Annotated in this window: 15 protein-coding genes; 4 read left to right on the top strand and 11 right to left on the bottom strand. The window is 70.4% G+C overall.

Annotated features, from left to right (window positions below; all coding sequences use genetic code 11):
• Window positions 1-50: 50 nt before the first annotated feature.
• The 7 genes from BJY20_RS01290 to BJY20_RS01260 form a co-directional block, all read right to left on the bottom strand.
• Window positions 51-467, bottom strand: a complete 417-nt coding sequence (locus BJY20_RS01290; protein WP_185989863.1) for a hypothetical protein — start codon at window positions 465-467, stop codon at window positions 51-53.
• A 168-nt stretch (window positions 468-635) separates the two neighbouring features.
• Window positions 636-1,913, bottom strand: a complete 1,278-nt coding sequence (locus tag BJY20_RS01285; RefSeq protein ID WP_185989862.1) for a M18 family aminopeptidase — start codon at window positions 1,911-1,913, stop codon at window positions 636-638.
• Between the two features lie 45 nt (window positions 1,914-1,958).
• Window positions 1,959-2,681, bottom strand: a complete 723-nt coding sequence (locus BJY20_RS01280) for a DUF4191 domain-containing protein (RefSeq protein ID WP_185989861.1) — start codon at window positions 2,679-2,681, stop codon at window positions 1,959-1,961.
• 36 nt (window positions 2,682-2,717) lie between these two features.
• On the bottom strand, window positions 2,718-3,758 hold the full coding sequence (lipA, locus tag BJY20_RS01275) for a lipoyl synthase (RefSeq protein WP_185989860.1): 1,041 nt from the start codon (window positions 3,756-3,758) through the stop codon (window positions 2,718-2,720).
• A 93-nt stretch (window positions 3,759-3,851) separates the two neighbouring features.
• Window positions 3,852-5,987 carry an acyltransferase family protein gene (locus BJY20_RS01270; protein ID WP_185989859.1) on the bottom strand — a complete coding sequence of 712 codons (2,136 nt, stop codon included), beginning with the start codon at window positions 5,985-5,987 and terminating at the stop codon, window positions 3,852-3,854.
• Window positions 5,988-6,099: 112 nt separating this feature from the next.
• Window positions 6,100-6,765 (bottom strand): lipoyl(octanoyl) transferase LipB, encoded by a 666-nt coding sequence (gene lipB, locus BJY20_RS01265; RefSeq protein WP_185989858.1) that lies wholly within the window; start codon window positions 6,763-6,765, stop codon window positions 6,100-6,102.
• A 23-nt stretch (window positions 6,766-6,788) separates the two neighbouring features.
• Window positions 6,789-7,520 carry a Type 1 glutamine amidotransferase-like domain-containing protein gene (locus BJY20_RS01260; RefSeq protein ID WP_185989857.1) on the bottom strand — a complete coding sequence of 244 codons (732 nt, stop codon included), beginning with the start codon at window positions 7,518-7,520 and terminating at the stop codon, window positions 6,789-6,791.
• 87 nt (window positions 7,521-7,607) lie between these two features.
• Here BJY20_RS01260 and BJY20_RS01255 point away from each other — a divergent pair, with 87 nt between their 5' ends.
• Entirely contained in the window at window positions 7,608-9,254 is a 1,647-nt protein-coding gene (locus tag BJY20_RS01255; protein WP_185989856.1) for a serine/threonine-protein kinase, read from the top strand.
• A gap of 3 nt (window positions 9,255-9,257) precedes the next feature.
• On the opposite strand, the gene BJY20_RS01250 is transcribed toward BJY20_RS01255, so the two are convergent.
• The 3 genes from BJY20_RS01250 to lpdA form a co-directional block, all read right to left on the bottom strand.
• A complete protein-coding gene (locus BJY20_RS01250) occupies window positions 9,258-10,166 on the bottom strand; it encodes a TIGR01777 family oxidoreductase (protein WP_185989855.1) in 909 nt (302 codons plus the stop codon).
• 1 nt (window position 10,167) lies between these two features.
• A complete protein-coding gene (gene sucB, locus BJY20_RS01245; protein WP_185989854.1) occupies window positions 10,168-12,012 on the bottom strand; it encodes a 2-oxoglutarate dehydrogenase, E2 component, dihydrolipoamide succinyltransferase in 1,845 nt (614 codons plus the stop codon).
• Window positions 12,013-12,232: 220 nt separating this feature from the next.
• Complete coding sequence (gene lpdA, locus BJY20_RS01240) at window positions 12,233-13,633, bottom strand: dihydrolipoyl dehydrogenase (protein ID WP_185989853.1); 1,401 nt, start codon at window positions 13,631-13,633, stop codon at window positions 12,233-12,235.
• Window positions 13,634-13,769: 136 nt separating this feature from the next.
• Here lpdA and BJY20_RS01235 point away from each other — a divergent pair, with 136 nt between their 5' ends.
• Window positions 13,770-14,807: a hypothetical protein gene (locus BJY20_RS01235; RefSeq protein ID WP_185989852.1), complete on the top strand. Its 1,038-nt coding sequence runs from the start codon at window positions 13,770-13,772 to the stop codon at window positions 14,805-14,807.
• Between the two features lie 71 nt (window positions 14,808-14,878).
• Here BJY20_RS01235 and BJY20_RS01230 read toward each other — a convergent pair whose 3' ends face one another.
• Window positions 14,879-16,405 carry a leucyl aminopeptidase gene (locus BJY20_RS01230; RefSeq protein ID WP_221935206.1) on the bottom strand — a complete coding sequence of 509 codons (1,527 nt, stop codon included), beginning with the start codon at window positions 16,403-16,405 and terminating at the stop codon, window positions 14,879-14,881.
• A gap of 56 nt (window positions 16,406-16,461) precedes the next feature.
• On the opposite strand from BJY20_RS01230, the gene gcvT reads away from it, so the two are divergent.
• Together gcvT and BJY20_RS01220 are read left to right on the top strand one after the other, a co-directional pair.
• Window positions 16,462-17,571, top strand: a complete 1,110-nt coding sequence (gene gcvT, locus BJY20_RS01225) for a glycine cleavage system aminomethyltransferase GcvT (protein ID WP_185989851.1) — start codon at window positions 16,462-16,464, stop codon at window positions 17,569-17,571.
• A complete protein-coding gene (locus BJY20_RS01220; protein ID WP_185989850.1) occupies window positions 17,568-17,780 on the top strand; it encodes a hypothetical protein in 213 nt (70 codons plus the stop codon). Before gcvT ends, BJY20_RS01220 begins: the two co-directional genes overlap by 4 nt.
• The last annotated feature ends 66 nt before the right edge of the window (window positions 17,781-17,846 follow it).

Genomic DNA, 17,846 nt, shown 5'->3' with positions numbered 1-17,846 from the left:
GCCGCCGCGGAGACACTCGGGGTCGTCCCCGCGAAGGAGGCGCTCGACGCTCAGCGGGAACGGATGAGGTCCCGCTCGCGCCGCCGCTCCGACCGCAGCCAGGACGGATAGACCCACAGAGGCATGATGTCCCGGTAGACGGTCGCGACCAGGAGCACGTTCCACAGGATCACCTCGGCGATCACCGCGATCGGGATCAGCACCGTCGCCCCGGACTCCCGCAGCACGTCCACCGAGAGAACCCCCGCCACGAGCCCCCAGACGAGCAGCGTCTGCGCCAGGAGCGGGAGGACGACGAGCACCGTGATCTCGCGGTAGTCGTAGCCGCTGGGGTGGTCCAGGCCGTACGTCCGCGCCCAGAACCGGGCACGCCTGCTGCGTCCCCGCCGGCACAGGGCCGCCGCCAGAGCCAGCACTGCTCCGGCGCACAGTGCGATGAGCGCGGTCAGGGCGTTCCCAGGGTCCATGCCGAGATCGTCGCATTCGTCGACACCCGCGGGTACGGCAGGGCTGGGCGGTGCCCGGAACAGCCGCCGCGACCCGCGCACGGCTGCAGGCACTGTACGCCTTCCGGCCGGCAGACCTGCCGACCCACGGCTGAGCGTGGGCCGTGCCGATCAGGACGAAAGGCCCGTTCAGCCGCGGAAGAAGGTCTGCGCCACGTGCGTCAGGTCGAGCAGGTCGCTCGTGCCGGCGAGCTCGCGCGCCGAGTGCATCGACAGGATCGGGATGCCCACGTCGACGGTGCGGATCCCCAGCCGGGTCGCGGTGATCGGGCCGATCGTCGACCCGCAGGGCACGGTGTTGTTGGAGACGAAGTCCTGGCTGGTCACCCCGGCCGCGTCACACCACCGGTGCCAGGCGGCGGATCCGGCGCCGTCGCTGGCGTAGCGCTGGTTGGCGTTGAGCTTCAGGATCGGCCCGGAGCCGAGCAGCGGCCGCACGTGGGGGTCGTGCTTCTCGGGGAAGTTCGGATGGATCGAGTGGCCGACGTCGCTGGAGACGCACCACGACGAGGCGAGCGCGCGCATCCGGTCGGCCCGGTCCGCACCGAGGGCCAGCCCCACGCGCTCGAGCACGTCCTGCAGGAAGGGTCCGGCGGCGCCCGACCGGGTCGCGGAGCCGACCTCCTCGTGGTCGAAGACGGCCAGCATCGGGATGTGGTCGGCCGCGATGTCGTCGCCGAGAGCGGTGATGGCCACGGTGCCGGCGTGGACGCTCGCGAGGTCGTCGAGGCGACCGGCTGCGAAGAACGCGTCATCCCGACCGAAGACGGCACCACGGGCGCTGTCGGCGGTGACGAGGTCGTACCCGCGAATGCGGGAGGCGTCGACGTCGGCGGACGCGGCCAGCTCGGCGAGCAGGTCCGCGGAGTCGGCGGCGCCCACACCCCACACGGGCTGCGTGTGTGCCTGCTTGTCGAGGGCGAAGCGCTCGTTTGCCTCGCGGTCGAGGTGAATTGCCAGCTGTGGCAGCCGCAGCAACGGCCCCGAGTCGGCCAGTGCCTCGGTCCCGTCGTCCAGGACCAGCCGGCCGGCCAGACGCAGCTCACGGTCGAGCCATGAGTTCAACAGCGGGCCGCCATAGACCTCGACACCCGCCTGCAGCCAGCCGTGCCGGCCGGTGCTCGGCTGCGGCTTGAGCTTGAAGCCGGGGGAGTCGCTGTGCGCGCCGAAGACGTGCACGGGCGTCGTCCCGCTCGCCGACGCGGGCATCACCCACGCGATGAGGGCGCCGTCGCGCAGGACGAAGTACCTGCCGGCGGTGTGCGGCCAGGCGCTCGTCTCGTCCAGGGCCGTGAAGCCCGCGTCCTGCAGGCGGCGGGCCACCTCGGCCGCTGCGTGATAGCTGGACGGGGACGCGTCGACGAAGGCGGCCAGGTCCTCGGCGTGGGCGATCGGTGCTGTGGGCACGGGTGCTCTCCTGGAGGGTCGGGCGGGTGCGGTCGTGCTCGCCGGTCAGCGTCCGCGCAGTGCCTTGCGGTCCATCCGGGCCTTGTTCGGGTCGACGCCGGCGGGCACGCCCTGGCGCAAGCCGGGGAGGGACTTCAGCCGCTTGTTGACGACCGACATCTCCTCCTTCGACAGCTGCGGCTTCAACCGGATCAGCGTGGTGCGGATCTTGCGGGCGGGCAGCTCGCCGTCGCCGGTGCCGACGATGTAGGTGTGGACCGGCACGCCCGGGGCGACCCGGCCCACCTTCTTGGCCTCCTTGGCGAAGAGCTTGTCCACGCGGTGCTTCGGGCCCTCGCCCAGCAGCACGACACCCGGGCGGCCCAGGGCGCGGAAGACCATGGCGGCGGTCTGGATGTCGTTGGGCTTGGTCGCGTCGGCGGCGACGGGCTCCTGGTCGTAGTACCAACCGCGCTTGATCGCCGACAGACCCCCGATCGCGGCGCCGCGCTGACCGTCCATCTGGTTGAACGCGGCACGCTCACCGCGTCGGGAGAGCACGATCATGGCGGCGAGCAGGCCGATCGGCAGGGCGATGAAGAAGGAGGACCAGAAGTGGCCCAGCAGCAGACCGATGACGGCGCCCACGGCGAGGACACCGACGAAGGCAAGCAGCATCCACAGGTTCACCTGCGGGTCGATCTGCTTGATCGTCTTGTAGACGGACCAGAACCTCTTGAAAGGGTTCTCGCGCTTCTGCTTCTTGGGCTTGTCGGACTTTCTGGCCATGGGGGGTGAGTCTAGTTCCTTCCCGGGGTGACCCGGTCAGCCGTCCGTGCCGGTGGCCTGCTGGGCAGCGGCCTTCGCCACGAGGGTCGAGGCCTCCTGACGGGCAGGCTCGTCGATCGCGTCGGCGAGGTGGGAGAGGTGCTCCGGGATCTCACGACCCCACTTGCGCATCGCCGTGGCGTAAAGACGACCGGCGCGGTAGCTCGACCGCACCAGCGGGCCGGCCATGACGCCCTTGAACCCGATCTCCTTGGCGAACTCGCTCCAGTGGACGAACTCCTCGGGCTTGGCCCACCGGTCGATCGGGTGGTGCAGCTTGGAGGGGCGCAGGTACTGGGTGATGGTGAGGATGTCGCAGCCGGCGTCGTTGAGGTCGCGGATGGCCTCCTCGATCTCGGCCTCCTCCTCGCCCATCCCGAGGATGAGGTTGGACTTGGTCACCAGCCCGTCGTCACGGGCCATGGACAGCACCTTCAACGACTTCTCGTAGGTGAAGGCGGGGCGGATCGCACGGAAGATCCGCGGCACCGTCTCGAGGTTGTGCGCGAAGACCTCCGGGCGGGCGTCGAAGACCTGCTGGACCAGTTCCGGCTTCGCGCCGAAGTCGGGCGGGAGGATCTCGACGCCGGTGTTGGGGTTGAGCGCGTGGATCGCTCGGATCGTCTCCGCGTACAGGCCCGCGGCGCCGTCGGGCTGGTCGTCCCGGGCGACGCCGGTGACGGTGGAGTAGCGCAGGCCCATCTCCTGGACGGACTCCGCGACACGGCGCGGCTCGTCCATGTCCAGGCCCGTCGGGCGGCCGGTGGCGATGTCGCAGAAGTCGCAGCGACGGGTGCACACGTCCCCACCGATGAGGAAGGTCGCCTCGCGGTCCTCCCAGCACTCGAAGATGTTGGGGCAGCCGGCTTCCTCGCACACGGTGTGCAGGCCCGCTCCGCTGACGCGGCCCTTCATCGCGTTGAACTCGGGGCCCATCTTGGCAGTGGTCCGGATCCACTCCGGCTTGCGCTCGATGGGGGTCTGCGCATTGCGCGCCTCGACACGCAGCAGACGACGTCCTTCGGGTGCGACGGTCACGCAACTCTCCTGGCACTGATCGACGGCCCGGAAGGTGGCCGGGCTCACTCCCAGCCTACGCCGCGGCCCACCGGGGGGACGAACGGGTGGCCGTCAGCCCGCCTGCTGCAGGGCCTTCTCGATCGGTCCCGCCATGTACGGGGCCATCGTCTTCACGTACGTCGCCGAGAGGTGTGAGTCGTCGTAGTAGGTGATCACCCCACCGGTCACTCCGCGGCACCGGTCGGAGTCGCAGACCAGGTCGTCGAAGCTGACGTGGTCGACGTTCTCGCGATCGACGCTCTCGACCGCCTCGATCAACGGGTCCGGCTGGATCTTCCAGTCCTCGGGCGAGCCGGAGCACGCCTGGACGTCGTCCGGGTTCTCCGCCACGCACTCGGGCACGTCGATGCGCGGGTAGGTCGGGTCCTTGATGGCCAGCACGTTGGTGTCGGCGTCCGCCCACTTCTGCAGGTAGCTCTCGTAGCCGGTGACGGCGGGCGGACCGCTGTCGGTCAGGCTGTACCCGTCGATGGGGGCGGCCTGACGCTCGGAGGTGATCACGAGGTCGTACGCGTCGCCCTTGGTCTCGTCCAGGGCCCACTGGCCCCAGTCGTGGCAGTTGGAGGTCATCGTGTCGGTATCGAACTCCTGCTCCGCGTCGGTCGCCGTGCACCGGGAGATGATGTACGTGTCGATCGTCCATCCCTTCTCCTTGCCCAGCTCGCGCAGCGCTGGCAGCCAGTGCCGGGCGTGGGAATTGCCGACGAGGGCGATCCGCGTCTCCCCGGACCCGAAGGAGCAGGACAGCTGCTCGTCGTAGCTGCCTCCCGGGAAGCACTTCTTCTCGTCGATGTCGGCCTTGTCGTTCTTGGCCAGCTCCGGGCTCGGGACGATCTCCCCATCGGCGTCCGGGTCACAGCTGTCGGTGCCCTTCGCCAGTGCGGCGGCCCCGAGGCACGGGGTCTCCTCGTGCTCCACCGCGGCCAGCTCATCCTTCGCCACTTCCTTGCGCACTCCCGCCTCGGTCCACTGCAGGGAGGCCAGGAGCACGACCGCGATCATCCCCACGGCGGAGAACTGGTAGCTGTACCGCACGGGGGCGTGCGGCCTGGCGAAGCGGAACCGGTCCTCGACATGGACCTTGCTCAACCCGGAGAGCACCACGGTGGCCACCACGATGGCCGACTTGTCGAGGATGCCGAGGCTGCCTCCGCTGACATACGGCAGCAGGGCGATCAGTGGCCAGTGCCACAGGTAGACCGAGTAGGACACGTCGCCGAGCCACTGGACGGGCCGGTTCCTCAGCAGCCCCGTGGGGGAGAGCGGGTGGTCGGTGTCGGCGATGATCACTGCGGCAGCGCCGAGCACCGGCAGCAGTGCGGCTGCGCCGGGGAAGGGGGTGGCAGAGGTGTAGAGGTAGGCGGCGGCGAGGATCGCCGCGATCCCGGCCCACGCCACTGCGGCTCCCGTGATGCCGCCGGGCCGGCGGCTGCCAACGCTCGCGACGGTGGCGATGAGCCCACCCAGGGCGAGCTCCCACATGCGCGTGGGGGTGACGAAGTACGCGGCGGCCGGCTGGACGGCGGTGAACCACACGGAGAAGGTCAGGGAGGCGACGACCACGGCGGCGATCATGGTGCGAGTCAGGCGGATGCGTCGCAGATCGTCGGCACCGGGGTCGGCGTGGGCACCGACGAAGCGGCCGCTGAGCCGTACGGCCACCCACGTCACGCCGAAGACCAGCAGCGGCCACACGAGGTAGAACTGCTCCTCCACCGACAGCGACCAGAAGTGCTGGACGGGGCTGGCCATGGCCCCCGCGTCCATGTAGTTGACCGAGCTGGAAGCCAGCGACCAGTTCTGCACGTAGAGGGTCGAGGCGATGATCTGCCGCGAGATCTCCTCCCAGGCCGTGCTCGGCGCCACGAGCCGGGTCGCGACCGCGGTGGTCGCCAGCACCGTCAGGGCCGCCGGCAGCAACCGGCGCAGTCGGCGTGCCCAGAACACCCACAGGTCATGGCCGGTGCGCGGCGGCTTCTTCAGCAGGTGGGTGGTGATGAGGTACCCGGAGATCACGAGGAAGACGTCCACTCCCACGTACCCGCCGCTGATGGTCCCCGGCCAGAGGTGGAAGAGCACGACCAGGGCGACGGCAAGGGCCCGCAGGCCCTGGATGTCCTTGCGCAGACCGGCGGATCGGGCCGGCGGTGTCGTGGGTCGTGGTGGAGCCGTGGTGGCGGCGGTCATCCGCGGAGGTCCTTCGGATTGCGGTCGGGGGCCGTCGAACCATCGACGTTACCGCGTCGTTATAAATACGCCAGTCGGGCTCGTGTGACACCACCCACACGGAGTGAGCCCCTCAGGCCCCCTTCGTCAGGGGCAGGTCCTGGGTCATGACCTCGGTGAGGTGCGCCTTGGCCGAAGGGAGGATGTCGGCCACGGTGATCTCGCGCCCGGTCTCGAGGGCGAGGGTGGAGACCTGCGCATCGGGGATACCGCACGGGACGATCGTCTGCGTCCACGACAGGTCGCAGTTCACGTTGAGGCTGAAGCCGTGCATCGCCACGTCCCGGGAGACCCGGATACCGACCTGGCCGAGCTTGCGGTCCTGGTCACCGCCGGTGCCCGGCACCCAGATGCCGGAGCGGCCCGGTACGCGTGTGGCGGTGACGCCGACGTCCGCGGCGACGCGGATCATCATCTCCTCCAGGCGCCGCACGTGGGCGATGACGTCGCGACGGCCGGGCAGGTGCGCGATCGGGTAGCCGACGAGCTGCCCGGGACCGTGCCAGGTGATCTTGCCGCCGCGGTCCACGTCGATGACCGGGGTGCCGTCGAAGGGCCGCTCGTGCGGCTCGGTGCGCTTGCCCGCGGTGTAGACCGCGGTGTGCTCCAGCAGCAGGGTGGTGTCCTCGAGGTCACCGGCGACGACTGCTGCATGCACCTGCTTCTGGTGCTCCCAGGCGGTCAGGTAGTCGACGGTGTCGGGGGCGAAGCCGAGCTCCTCGAAGCGCATGGTCGTCACCCTACGCCGGGCCCGACCACTGCTCAGCGGGGGAGCCGGCGGGTGTCGAGGGGAGTCTCGACCACCCGGCCGTCATCCCCCTTCGCCACGATGTAGCCGCTCTTGCCGTCCTGCTCGGTGACGGCCTCGACCAGCTCGCTCCCGCGGTAGACCAGGCCGACGCCGTCGTCGGTGCAGTGCGTCTCGCGCAGCGTGCCGTCCTCGACGAGCGCGTGCACGGTCGGGCGGCGACACTCCTCGCTGTCGTAGTGGATGCCGTTGTCATAGGGGAGCAGGCCGAGGCCGTTGGTGACGGCCCGCAGCTCGGGCCCGAAGGAGTCGGTCGTCCCGCCCCGGTACCAGCAGATCGAGCCGGCGCTCACTCCGGCGAGCACGACTCCCGCCTCCCACACGCGACGGAAGATCGTGTCGAGATCGTGCACGCGCCACACGGCGAGGAGGTTGGCGACGGAGCCGCCATTGACCCACACGACGTCCTGTGCGAGCAGATGACCCTCGATGTCCTCGATGCTCGGCATCGGGAAGAGGTTGAGGTTCGTGACGTCGTAGCCCGCCACGGCCCCGGCCTCGCAGAAGGCGGCGTTGAAGGGGCGCGGGTCGCCACTCGCGGTGCCGAGCTGGCAGACCTTCGGCTGCGAGGTCGTGCCCGACAGGTCGACGGCGTGGTGGACGAGACCGGCGAAGGCGAGGTCACCGCGCTCGGGCCGGAGGTAGCCACCGGAGGTGGCGAGGATCGTGGGGGAGTCCGCAGGCATGAGCGCAGGCTAGGCGACTCGGGCTCCGTCGACCGCCGCTGTGGACAACTCGGCGGGCGGACACGCGATCTGCGCCATCGTGGATCCATGGACGAGATCCCACCCGAGGTCCCCGGCTACCACCTGAGCGCACTGCTGGGCACCGGTGCGACGTCGCAGGTGTGGCGGGCGAGACGGACCGTCGACGACTCGCTCGTGGCCGTGAAGATCCTGCCGGGCGAGGCCGACGAGGCCGCCGTGCGCGAGTTCGCCCTGCTGCAGCAGGCGGCACACGAGCACGTCGTCGCCCTCCACGAGACCCTCGCCATCGAGGGCCCGCACGGACCGGCCACCGCACTCGTGCTCGAGCTGCTCTCCGGTGGGAGCCTCGGTCAGGTCGTCGCTGCCCGCGGCCACCTCACGCCGGGGGAGACGGTCACGATCATCGCCCCGATCGCCCAGGCGCTCAGCGGCCTGCACGACCTGGGCATCGTCCACGGCGACCTGAGTCCCGGCAACGTCCTGCTCACCTGCACCGGGCGGCCCGCACTCAGCGACCTCGGCTTCTCGCGCCTCACCGGCGAACCTCCCGGGGAGGTGCACGGTACCGACGGCTACGTCGCGCCAGAGGTCCTCGAGGGCGGCGAGCCGAACCGGGGGAGCGACGTCCATGCGCTCGGTGCGCTGGCGTGGTTGTGCCTGACCGGCGCCCCGCCCGGGCACATCGTCGAGCGCGGCGACCTGCAGGTCCTCGTCCCCGACGCCCCGGAGTTGGTCGACGTGATCCAGTCGTGCCTCCTCGGCCACCCGACATCGCGGCCCGAGGCCGACGAGGTCGCGCGGGCCGTCTTCGACTCCGTACCCGCCGAGCCGATACGTATGACCTCACCCGGCGATGTCGCCAGCGGTCTGACGCGTCGCATCCGTGAGTCGGCGGCCGCCGGTTCCCTCGCGGTGCCGCAGTGGCAGCGAGAACTCTTGTCCCCGCCGCAGGCCACGCACGCACGACGCTGGTGGCAGCGCAGGCCGCGAGCGAAGGGGGCACCACCCGGCACTCCCCGGCCGGCTCGCCACGCATCACCGAAGCCGGACGCAGCATCGACGGTAGGTGGGTCGCGCCCGGCACCGGCCCGGGGGGAGAACCCGCTGAGTCCACCCCGCGCGCTGAGTCCACCCCGCGCGATCGCCCGCGATGCAGTAGAGCAGTCGGGGCCGGGACGGGTGCCCCTGCTCCTCGCCATCGGCGTCGGGCTCGTCCTCGCGGTGCTCGTGCCGTGGCAGCTCGCCAGTGCCGGTGACGCCCAGGGCGAGGCCACCCCGCAGACCTCGGTGGCGACCGCCACCGATGACCAGGACGCCGGGGTCCTGGCCGACAGGTCGGCGCCGGACACGTCACCGACGCAGCTCGCCCGGGAGCTGACCGCGACCCGCGAGCAGATGATCCGCGAGCTCGACCACGACCTGCTGGAGCGGCTCGACGAGGCAGGATCCCCGGCGGCCGAGCGCGACCGGGAGATCCTCGAGACGCTCACGGCCAGCGGGTCGCACTACCGCGGTGTCGACCTGCGGGTGCGCTCGACCCACCTCCAGCGCTCGAAGGGGCGGGTCGCGGTGCTGAGGATGACCAGCGATGCCGACGCCTACACGGTCGTCGGCCCGGAGGGGAAGGAACAGCGACCGGCGACGCACGGTCGGCAGGTCGAGCTCGTGCTCGTCTGGGACGAGGGGGCCTGGCGGGTGCGGGAGGTGCGCTGAGGATCAGGTGCGGCTGAAGAGCCAGTCCATCGCGTCGTCGAGTCGAGGGTGGGCGTGCTCGAAGCCGGCACGCAGGAGCCGGTCCGGCACGACCCGGGCGGAGGCCAGGGCCTCCTCGGCGAACTCCCCGAGGGCGAGGCGGATCGCCGCGCGCGGCGTCGGCAGCACCGCCGGGCGGTGCAGCCGCTTGCCCAGCGCGCGGGCCAGATCCCGCTGGCGCACGGGATGGGGAGCGGTGAGGTTGACCGGTCCGGTGATCGAGTCGTCCTCGATCAGCCGGGTGTACGCGGCGACGACGTCGGCGAGGGTGACCCACGGCATCCACTGTCGGCCCGAGCCGAGCGGGCCACCGATGCCGAGCCTGCCGACACGAAGCATCGGAGTCAGGGCACCGCCCGTCCGGGTCAGCACGATGCCCGTACGGGCGTGCGCGACGGGTATCCCGGCGTCCTGCGCCGGAGTCGTCGCGCCCTCCCAGTCGCGCACGACATTGGCCAGGAAGGTCGCGGCCCCGAGCGACTGCTCGGTGAGGATCTCGTCGCCACGGTCGCCGTAGATGCCGATCGCGGAGGCACTGACGAGTCGGGTCGGCCCGGCGCCCTCGGCGACCACCCGGGAGATCAGGTCCGTGCCGTCGACGCGGGAGGCGTGGATCGTGGCCTTGTACTCCGGTGTCCAGCGGTGATCGCCGACTCCGGCGCCGGCCAGGTGCACGACGGTGTCGACGTCCGCGAGGTGACCGGGGGTGAGGTGACCTGACTCCGGGTTCCATCGGCGCTCGTGGGCGGCGGTGGGCTCCCGGCGCACGAGGTGGAGGACGTCGTGGCCGCGCTCGCGCAGGGAACGCGACAGCGCGCCACCGATCAGACCGGATGAACCGGTGATGGCGACGCGCTGCCGGGGTGTGGGCATGTCAGGCCTCGAAGTTCCCCTCCTCGAGGCGGGCCTTGATCGTCCCGAGGAAGCGGGCGGCGTCGGCGCCGTCGACGATCCGGTGGTCGTAGGACATCGCCAGGTACATCATCGAACGGATGGCGATGGTCTCGCCGCCGTCCTCCGAGTTGACGACGACCGGACGACGCACGATCGAGCCGGTGCCGAGCATGCCGACCTGCGGCTGGTTGAGGATCGGCGTGTCGAAGAGCGCCCCGCGGCTACCGGTGTTGGTGATGGTGAAGGTGCCACCAGCCAGGTCGTCCGGCGTGATCTTCTTGTTGCGGGTGCGGTCGGCGACGTCTGCGATCGCGCGGGCGAGACCGGCGATGTTGAGGTCACCGGCGTTCTTGACCACCGGGGTGATCAGACCACCTTCGGTGTCCACGGCGATCGAGAGGTTCTCGTCCTTGTGGTAGACGATCTCCTCGTCCTCGACGCTGGCGTTGACGCCCGGGTGTGCCTTGAGCGCCTCGGCCGTGGCCAGGGCGATGAAGGGCAGGAAGGACAGCTTCGTGCCCTCGCGACGCTGGAACTCCGCCTTGGCGGCGTCACGCACGCGCGAGACCTTGGTCATGTCGACCTCGACGACCGTGGTCAGCTGGGCGCTGACCTGCAGCGACTCGACCATCCGCTTGGCGATGACCTTGCGCAGGCGCGACATGGGCTCACGGGTGCCGCGCTTGGACTGCGGGACGCTGGACTCCAGACCCGCGGGGACGGCGTTGCCACCGGAGGGAGCCGCCGGTGCGGATGCGGCCGGGGCCTCCTGCGCGGCCGGAGCCGCCTCCTGCGGCTGGTTCTTGGCCTTGGCTGCGTCGAGGACGTCCTGCTTGCGGATGCGACCGCCGATGCCGGTGCCCTCGACCTGCGCGAGGTCGATGTCGTTGTCCCCGGCGAGCTTGCGCACCAGCGGCGTGACGTAGGCGGCAGCGTCGGAGGACCCGCTGCTCGTCGGCGGGGACTCCTGCTTGGGAGCCTGCTCCTTCGGCTCGGGCTTGGGCTCTTCCTTCGGCTCGGGCTTGGCCTCGGCCTTGGGCTCGGGCTCGGCCTCTTCCTTCGGCTCCTCGGCCTTGGGCTCTTCCTTCGGCTCGGGCTTGGCCTCCTCCTTGGGAGCGGACCCACCACCGGAGCCACCGACGACCGCGAGATCGGCGCCGACCTCGACTGTCTGGTCCTCCTCGACGAGGATCTTGGTCAGCGTCCCGGCCACGGGGGAGGGGATCTCGGTGTCGACCTTGTCGGTGGAGACCTCGAGCAGCGGCTCGTCGACCTCGACCTCGTCGCCCTCGGCCTTCAGCCAACGCGAGATGGTGCCCTCGGTCACGGACTCACCCAGGGCCGGCATCGACACGGTCGTGCCGTCGCCACCGTCACCGTCGGACTCCTGTGCGGCGGGTGCGGACTGCGACTCGTCGGCCTCGTCGGAGGACTCGGACGGGGCCGGCTCCGCCTGCGTGTCGTCAGAGGACTCCTCGGCCGGGGCCTCATCCTCGGACTTCTCCTCGGACTCGGACTCCTCGGACTCCTCGGCCTGCTCGTCCTCGGACTCGCCGGCGGAGTCGTCACCGGACGAGGCCGGTGCGTCACCGTCACCGATGACCGCGAGGTCGGCTCCGACCTCGATGGTGTCGTCCTCCTCGGCAAGGATCTCCTGGAGGGTCCCCGCCACGGGCGAGGGGATCTCCGTGTCGACCTTGTCGGTGGAGACCTCGAGCAGAGGCTCATCCACCTCGACCGTGTCGCCGACGTTCTTCAGCCATCGCGTCACGGTGCCCTCGGTCACGGACTCACCCAGCGCCGGCATGGTCACCCGCTCAGACATGCGCCTCTGCTCCTTCTATCGAGATGGGGTACGTCACAGACTCTCACGAGTCCTGGTCCAGATGGTCTGCGGGCCCGCCACGTGTCGGCCCGATCCCGGTGTCGCCAGAGGACGCGGCCGACCGTGACCTGATGCACCCGCACGCGGGCGCTGCCCGGGTGGGTGGAGCAGGTCTGCGTGCTCATGTCTCTCCGCGTCGCTCGTGGTGTTCTCGTACAGCCTATGCGTGCGCGTGCAGCGGATGCCCGGCAGCGAGCATGGCGGCTTCGCCGAGCGCCTCGCTCTGGGTGGGGTGCGCATGGACCATCGGGGCGATGTCCTCCGGGTGGGCCTCCCACCCGACGGTCAGCTGGGCCTCGCTGATCAGCTCGCTGACACCGAGGCCGATCATGTGCACGCCCAGCACCGGGCCATCCTTCTCGCGCACGAGGACCACCGATCCGCTCGTGCCGCGGATGAGGCTGCGGCCGTTGCCCCCCAATGGGTAGGTGACGGTCTCGACCTCCATGCCGGCCCCCTTCGCCGCGTCCGCCGTCAGGCCCACGGAGGCGATCTCCGGGTCGCAGTAGGTGACCTTGGGGACGCTCACGTCCTCGATCGGTGCCGGCTCGAGCCCGGCGACGTCCTCGGCGACGAAGATGCCGTGCGCGAAGCCGCGGTGCGCCAGCTGCAGTCCCGGGACGAGGTCACCGACCGCACGTACGCCCTCGACGTTGGTGCGCAGCCGCTCGTCGGTGGGGACGAAACCGCGGTCTGTCGCGACGCCGGCCTCCTCCAGACCGATGCCCTCGCTGCGGGGGCCACGCCCGACGGCGACGAGGACGAGGTCCACCTCGAGCGGGTCACCCTCCTCGAGGTGGACGAGCGCACGTGCGTCGTCGGCCTCGACCGAGGCGACCTTGGTGGAGGTCAGGGCCTTGATCTTGCGCTTCTTGAACTCGCGCGTGAGCTGCTTGGACAGGGCCGGCTCCTCGGCCGCGACGATCCGGTCGAGCGCCTCGACGATCGTCACCTCGGCTCCGAAGCTGCGCAGCATCGAGGCGAACTCCACGCCGATGACCCCGCCGCCGAGGACGGCCACGCGCTGCGGGATCTCGGCGAGGTCCATCGCCTGGTCGCTGGTCATCACCCGTGGCCCGAGCTCGATGCCGGGGATGGTCTTCGCGTAGGAGCCGGTGGCCAGCACGAGAGTCGTCCCGGTCACCTCACGGGTTCCGTCGGCTGTCTCGACCGAGACGGTGTGGGAGTCCACGAGGCGCCCGCGACCCGTGACGACCTCGATGTCCGCCTGCCCGACGAGCCCGGTCAGACCCTTGTGCAGCTGCCCGATGATCTTGTCCTTGCGGGCGTGCAGCGCCTCGGTGTCGATCCCCTCGAAGGTCGTGCGCACCCCGTGTGCGGCTCCGTTGCGGGCCCCGTCGGCGATCTCGGCGGCGTGCAGCAGCGCCTTGGTCGGGATGCACCCGCGGTGCAGGCAGGTCCCGCCGATCTTGTCCTCCTCCACCAGCGCGACCTTCAGGTCGAGCTGGGCTGCGCGCAGGGCGCAGGCGTACCCGCCGCTGCCGGCGCCGAGGATGACGAGGTCGAAGGGGGACGAGGACGAGTTCGTGGGGTCGGCCACGGGGTGCTCCTTATGGGTGGACTGTGTCCGGGGTCACGGATGGCCCCAGCGTAAGCGCATGTGCTCACGCGCGGAGGCACAGGGCGACGTATTGTCGTCGGGGCTCCCTTGCCCTTACCCCAGATGAGGAGATTTCATGACTGCAGAACCCGGCACCCAGCCGTCCGGTGGTGTCCCACGACGGACCGTGGCGAGGACGGCGGCGTGGTCGGTGCCCGTCGTCACGACCGCGCTGGCGGCGCCCACCTTGGCGGCGAGTACGAGTGAGACGGTCGACCTGGATCTACAGGGGCACCAGTCCGGGAGCGTCATCCCGGCCTACAGCCCCGACAGGCTCCAGATGTACGAGTTGAGCATGACCAGTGGATTCGACGCCGTCAACGTGGGAGCTGCGCCGGTCCCGACGGGCACCATCGTGACGCTGTCGTTCGACTCGCGCATGATGGGCGAATCCACGGTGAATGCGGATGGCGCGGCGCTCGAGTCGGCCGGGACCCGGACTGACGGGAACGCCACCGTGGCCTCCTTCCTGCTCCCCGTCGAGATCCCGGCCGGCGGCATGGTGTCCCTCGATCCGGACTTCACTTTCGCCGACCCGCTCCCGTGGGCCACGAACATCGAGCCGTACACGGTGACGATCTCGCCTCCGGCGGGAATCGAGGACGCCAACCCCGGTAACAACAGCTCGTCGTCGGCGGCCCGCTACCACGACACGGTTGATGCAGTCCTGTCCGCAACCTGGCGGGAGCACACCCTGTTCACTGCCGAAGGCGACCCACTGCCTCTCAACGTGCAGGACACCGTCACCATCACGGCGAACTCACCCGGGGACGTGCCCTCAGGAGGCGGCCTGTACTTCAGTGCCGGCACCGTCTATGACGGAAGTGCGTACACCTATGACGTCTATGACGAACTGCGGATCGTCAGCGCCACCCTCGATGGGCAGGACGTCCTCGACTCGATCATCGACGAGACCTCCAGCGACCCCCAGGACAGCTACTCGTGGCGGGTCAATGTGGCGATCGCTGGTGGGCAGCAGTTGGTCGTGGGCGTCGAGGCCGACGTCAGCACCAGGACTCGCGAGTACGTCTACAGCGGTCCGTCAGTGTCCTTTTCGACCTCGCGCGACAGGGATGACACAAACAACAGAGCGTCGGCCGGTCCCACGCCCTGACGGCGCGCATGCACGAGACCCCTGTCCGACAGGACGGGCAGGGGGTCTCGTGCGTGCGTCCGAAGGGAGGATCAGGCCAGGCCGGCGAGGTGCTCCAGGAGGGTGCCGACGGCGACGCCGGTACCGCCCTTGGGCACGTGGCTCCACGGGCTGCCCTCGTTGAAGGAGGGACCGGCGATGTCGAGGTGCGCCCAGGGGATGTTCTCCCCCTTCGCGTCCTTGGCGAACTCCTGCAGGAACAGGCCGGCGGTCAGGGCGCCGCCCATGCGGTCACCCTTGTGGGCGATGTCCGCGACGGCGGAGTCCAGCGTGGCGCGCAGGTCGGTCGGCAGCGGCAGCGGCCAGCTCGGCTCGTCGGCACGCTCGGAGGCGCTGGTGATCGACTGGCGGACCGTGTCGTCGTTGCTCATCACACCGAAGATCTTCGGGCCGAGGGCGACGACGCAGGCGCCGGTGAGGGTGGCGACGTCGAGGATCTGGTCGGGGCCGGACTCTGCGGCCAGGGCCATGCCGTCGGCGAGGACCATGCGGCCCTCGGCGTCGGTGTCCAGGATCTCCACGGTCGTGCCGTTGCGCATGGTGACGACGTCGCTGGGGCGCTGGGCGTTGGCGCCGGGCATGTTCTCGGCGAGGCAGAGGTAGCCGGTGACGGCGACGGGCAGACCCAGCTCGGCAGCGGCGACGACGGTCGCGGCGACGGCGGCAGCGCCGGCCATGTCGGACTTCATCGTCAGCATGCCTGCGGAGGGCTTGAGGCACACGCCACCGGTGTCGAAGGTGATGCCCTTGCCGACCAGCGCGACGTGGGGAACCTTCTTCGAGCGGGGCGTGTAGCTCAGGGTGACGATCCGGGGCGGACGCGTGCTGCCCTGGCCGACCCCGGTGATGCCGCCGAAGCCGCCCTCGGCCAGTGCCTTCTCGTCGAGCACCTTGACGGTGAGCTTGCCGGAGGAGGCCTTCGCGACCTTCTGCACGGCCTCGGTGAAGGACTGCGGGTAGAGCAGGTTCGGCGCGGTGTTGACCAGGTCGCGGGCCCAGGAGACGTTGCGCGCGACTGTGGTCGCGTGCTCGATGACGTCCTTGGGGGAGGCCTTGCGGTCGAGGTCGGAGAAGACCGTGATCTCGCGCTCGGCGCCCTCGTCATCGGCGGACTTGTGCGCGGTGAAGGTGTAGGCACCGGAGGCGGCGCCCTCGGCGATCGCGGCCAGACCGGCCGCGTCGTCGTGGGGGAGGGCAAGCGCGACGGAGCCCTTGCCGGCACTGCGCACGGCCGCACCGGCAGCGCGACGAAGTGCCTGCGTGCCCCCTTCGCCCGCCTCGTGGGAACCGAGGCCGACGAGGACGACCTTGTCCGCCTTGAGGCCGGGGACGGCCGGGATGATCGTCGTGGTGGCGACCTTGGCGTCGAGGTCGAGCGAGGGCAGGACGGCGTCCAGGTGCTTCGCGGCGGTCTTCGGCACGGCGGACGAGGCGCGTACGGCCACCTCGCCCCCGGAGCCGACGACACCGATCACCAGAGATCGCCCGGACCAGGCGGAGTAGGAGCGGGTGCCGAGCATCAACGAGGTCACGTCGGAGGAACCTTTCGGTCGGGTCATGGTGGTTGTTCCAACAGGAAGGTTATCCCGTAGTGCGAGACGGTAGCGTGCGTCACATGAGCGAATCTTCCGCACTGCGCACGTCACCGATCCATGACCGGCACGTCGCCCTCAACGCCAAGATCGCTGATTTCGGCGGCTGGGAGATGCCGATCGAGTACCCCGGCGGCGGCGTCGTCGCCGAGCACGCGGCCGTCCGCGAACGGGTCGGCCTCTTCGACGTCAGCCACCTGGGCAAGGTCTTCATCCGGGGTGAGGGCGCGGCCGAGCTGGTCAACACGACGCTGACGAACGACCTCACCCGGATCGGCCCCGGGCAGGCGCAGTACACGATGTGCTGCAACGACTCCGGGGGTGTCATCGACGACCTGATCGTCTACCTGCGCGGCGTCGGCGACCTCTTCCTCATGCCCAATGCAGCGAACTCCGCCACCGTCGTCGACAAGCTGCGGGCCGAGGCGCCCGAGGGTGTCGAGGTCGAGGACCATCACGACGACTTCGTCGTCCTGGCAGTGCAGGGCCCCAGGAGCGATGAGGTCCTCACCGCTCTCGACCTGCCCGTCGACCACGACTTCATGTCCTACGACACCGCTCGCTGGCGCGACCACGAGCTGACGATCTGCCGCACCGGCTACACGGGTGAGCGTGGGTACGAGCTCGTCGCGCCCGCCGCCGCCGGCCTGGAGCTGTGGGACGCGCTCGTCGAGGCGATGGCCCCGTACGAGGGCCTGCCCTGCGGTCTCGGCTCGCGCGACACCCTGCGCACCGAGATGGGCTACCCGCTGCACGGCAACGACCTCGGCCCGCAGATCACCCCGGTCATGGCCCGCGCCGCGTGGGCGGTCGGGTGGGACAAGGAGCGCTTCTGGGGCAAGGACGCGCTCGTCAGCCAGCGCGTCGCGAAGTCCTCGCGCTTGCTGCGTGGCGCCAAGGTGACCGGTCGCGGCATCCCGCGCCCCGGCTGTGCGGTCCGCGACAGCGAGGGCACCGAGGTCGGTGTGGTCACCTCCGGCACCTTCAGCCCGACCCTGAAGCAGGGCATCGCGCTGATCCTGGTCGACCGGGTCGTCACCTGGGACGACGAGATCGTCATCGACGTGCGCGGTCGCGACGTCGCTGCCACCGTGACCAAGCCCCCCTTCGTCGAAGTGCAGGTGAAGTCATGACCGACGCATACCGCTGGCGACTCGAGGACGCCTCGGGTCAGGCGCTGACCGACCGTCCCGAGCACTCCGTGCCCTTCCCGACCCAGGCCGACGCCGAGGCGTGGTTCGCCGAGTCGTGGGAGGACCTGGCCGGGGCCGGCGTCGCCCAGGTGAGTCTGCTGTGCGAGGCCGAGGTGGTCTACGGGCCGATGCCCCTGTCCGCCGAGTAGTTGCCGCATTGACGAAGGGCCGCACCTGCTGGAGCAGGTGCGGCCCTTCGTCACTGCGGATGCGCT

The sequence above is a fragment of the Janibacter cremeus genome, from assembly GCF_013409205.1.
Taxonomy (GTDB): domain Bacteria; phylum Actinomycetota; class Actinomycetes; order Actinomycetales; family Dermatophilaceae; genus Janibacter; species Janibacter cremeus.
This window is presented reverse-complemented; position numbering and strand designations above follow the sequence as displayed.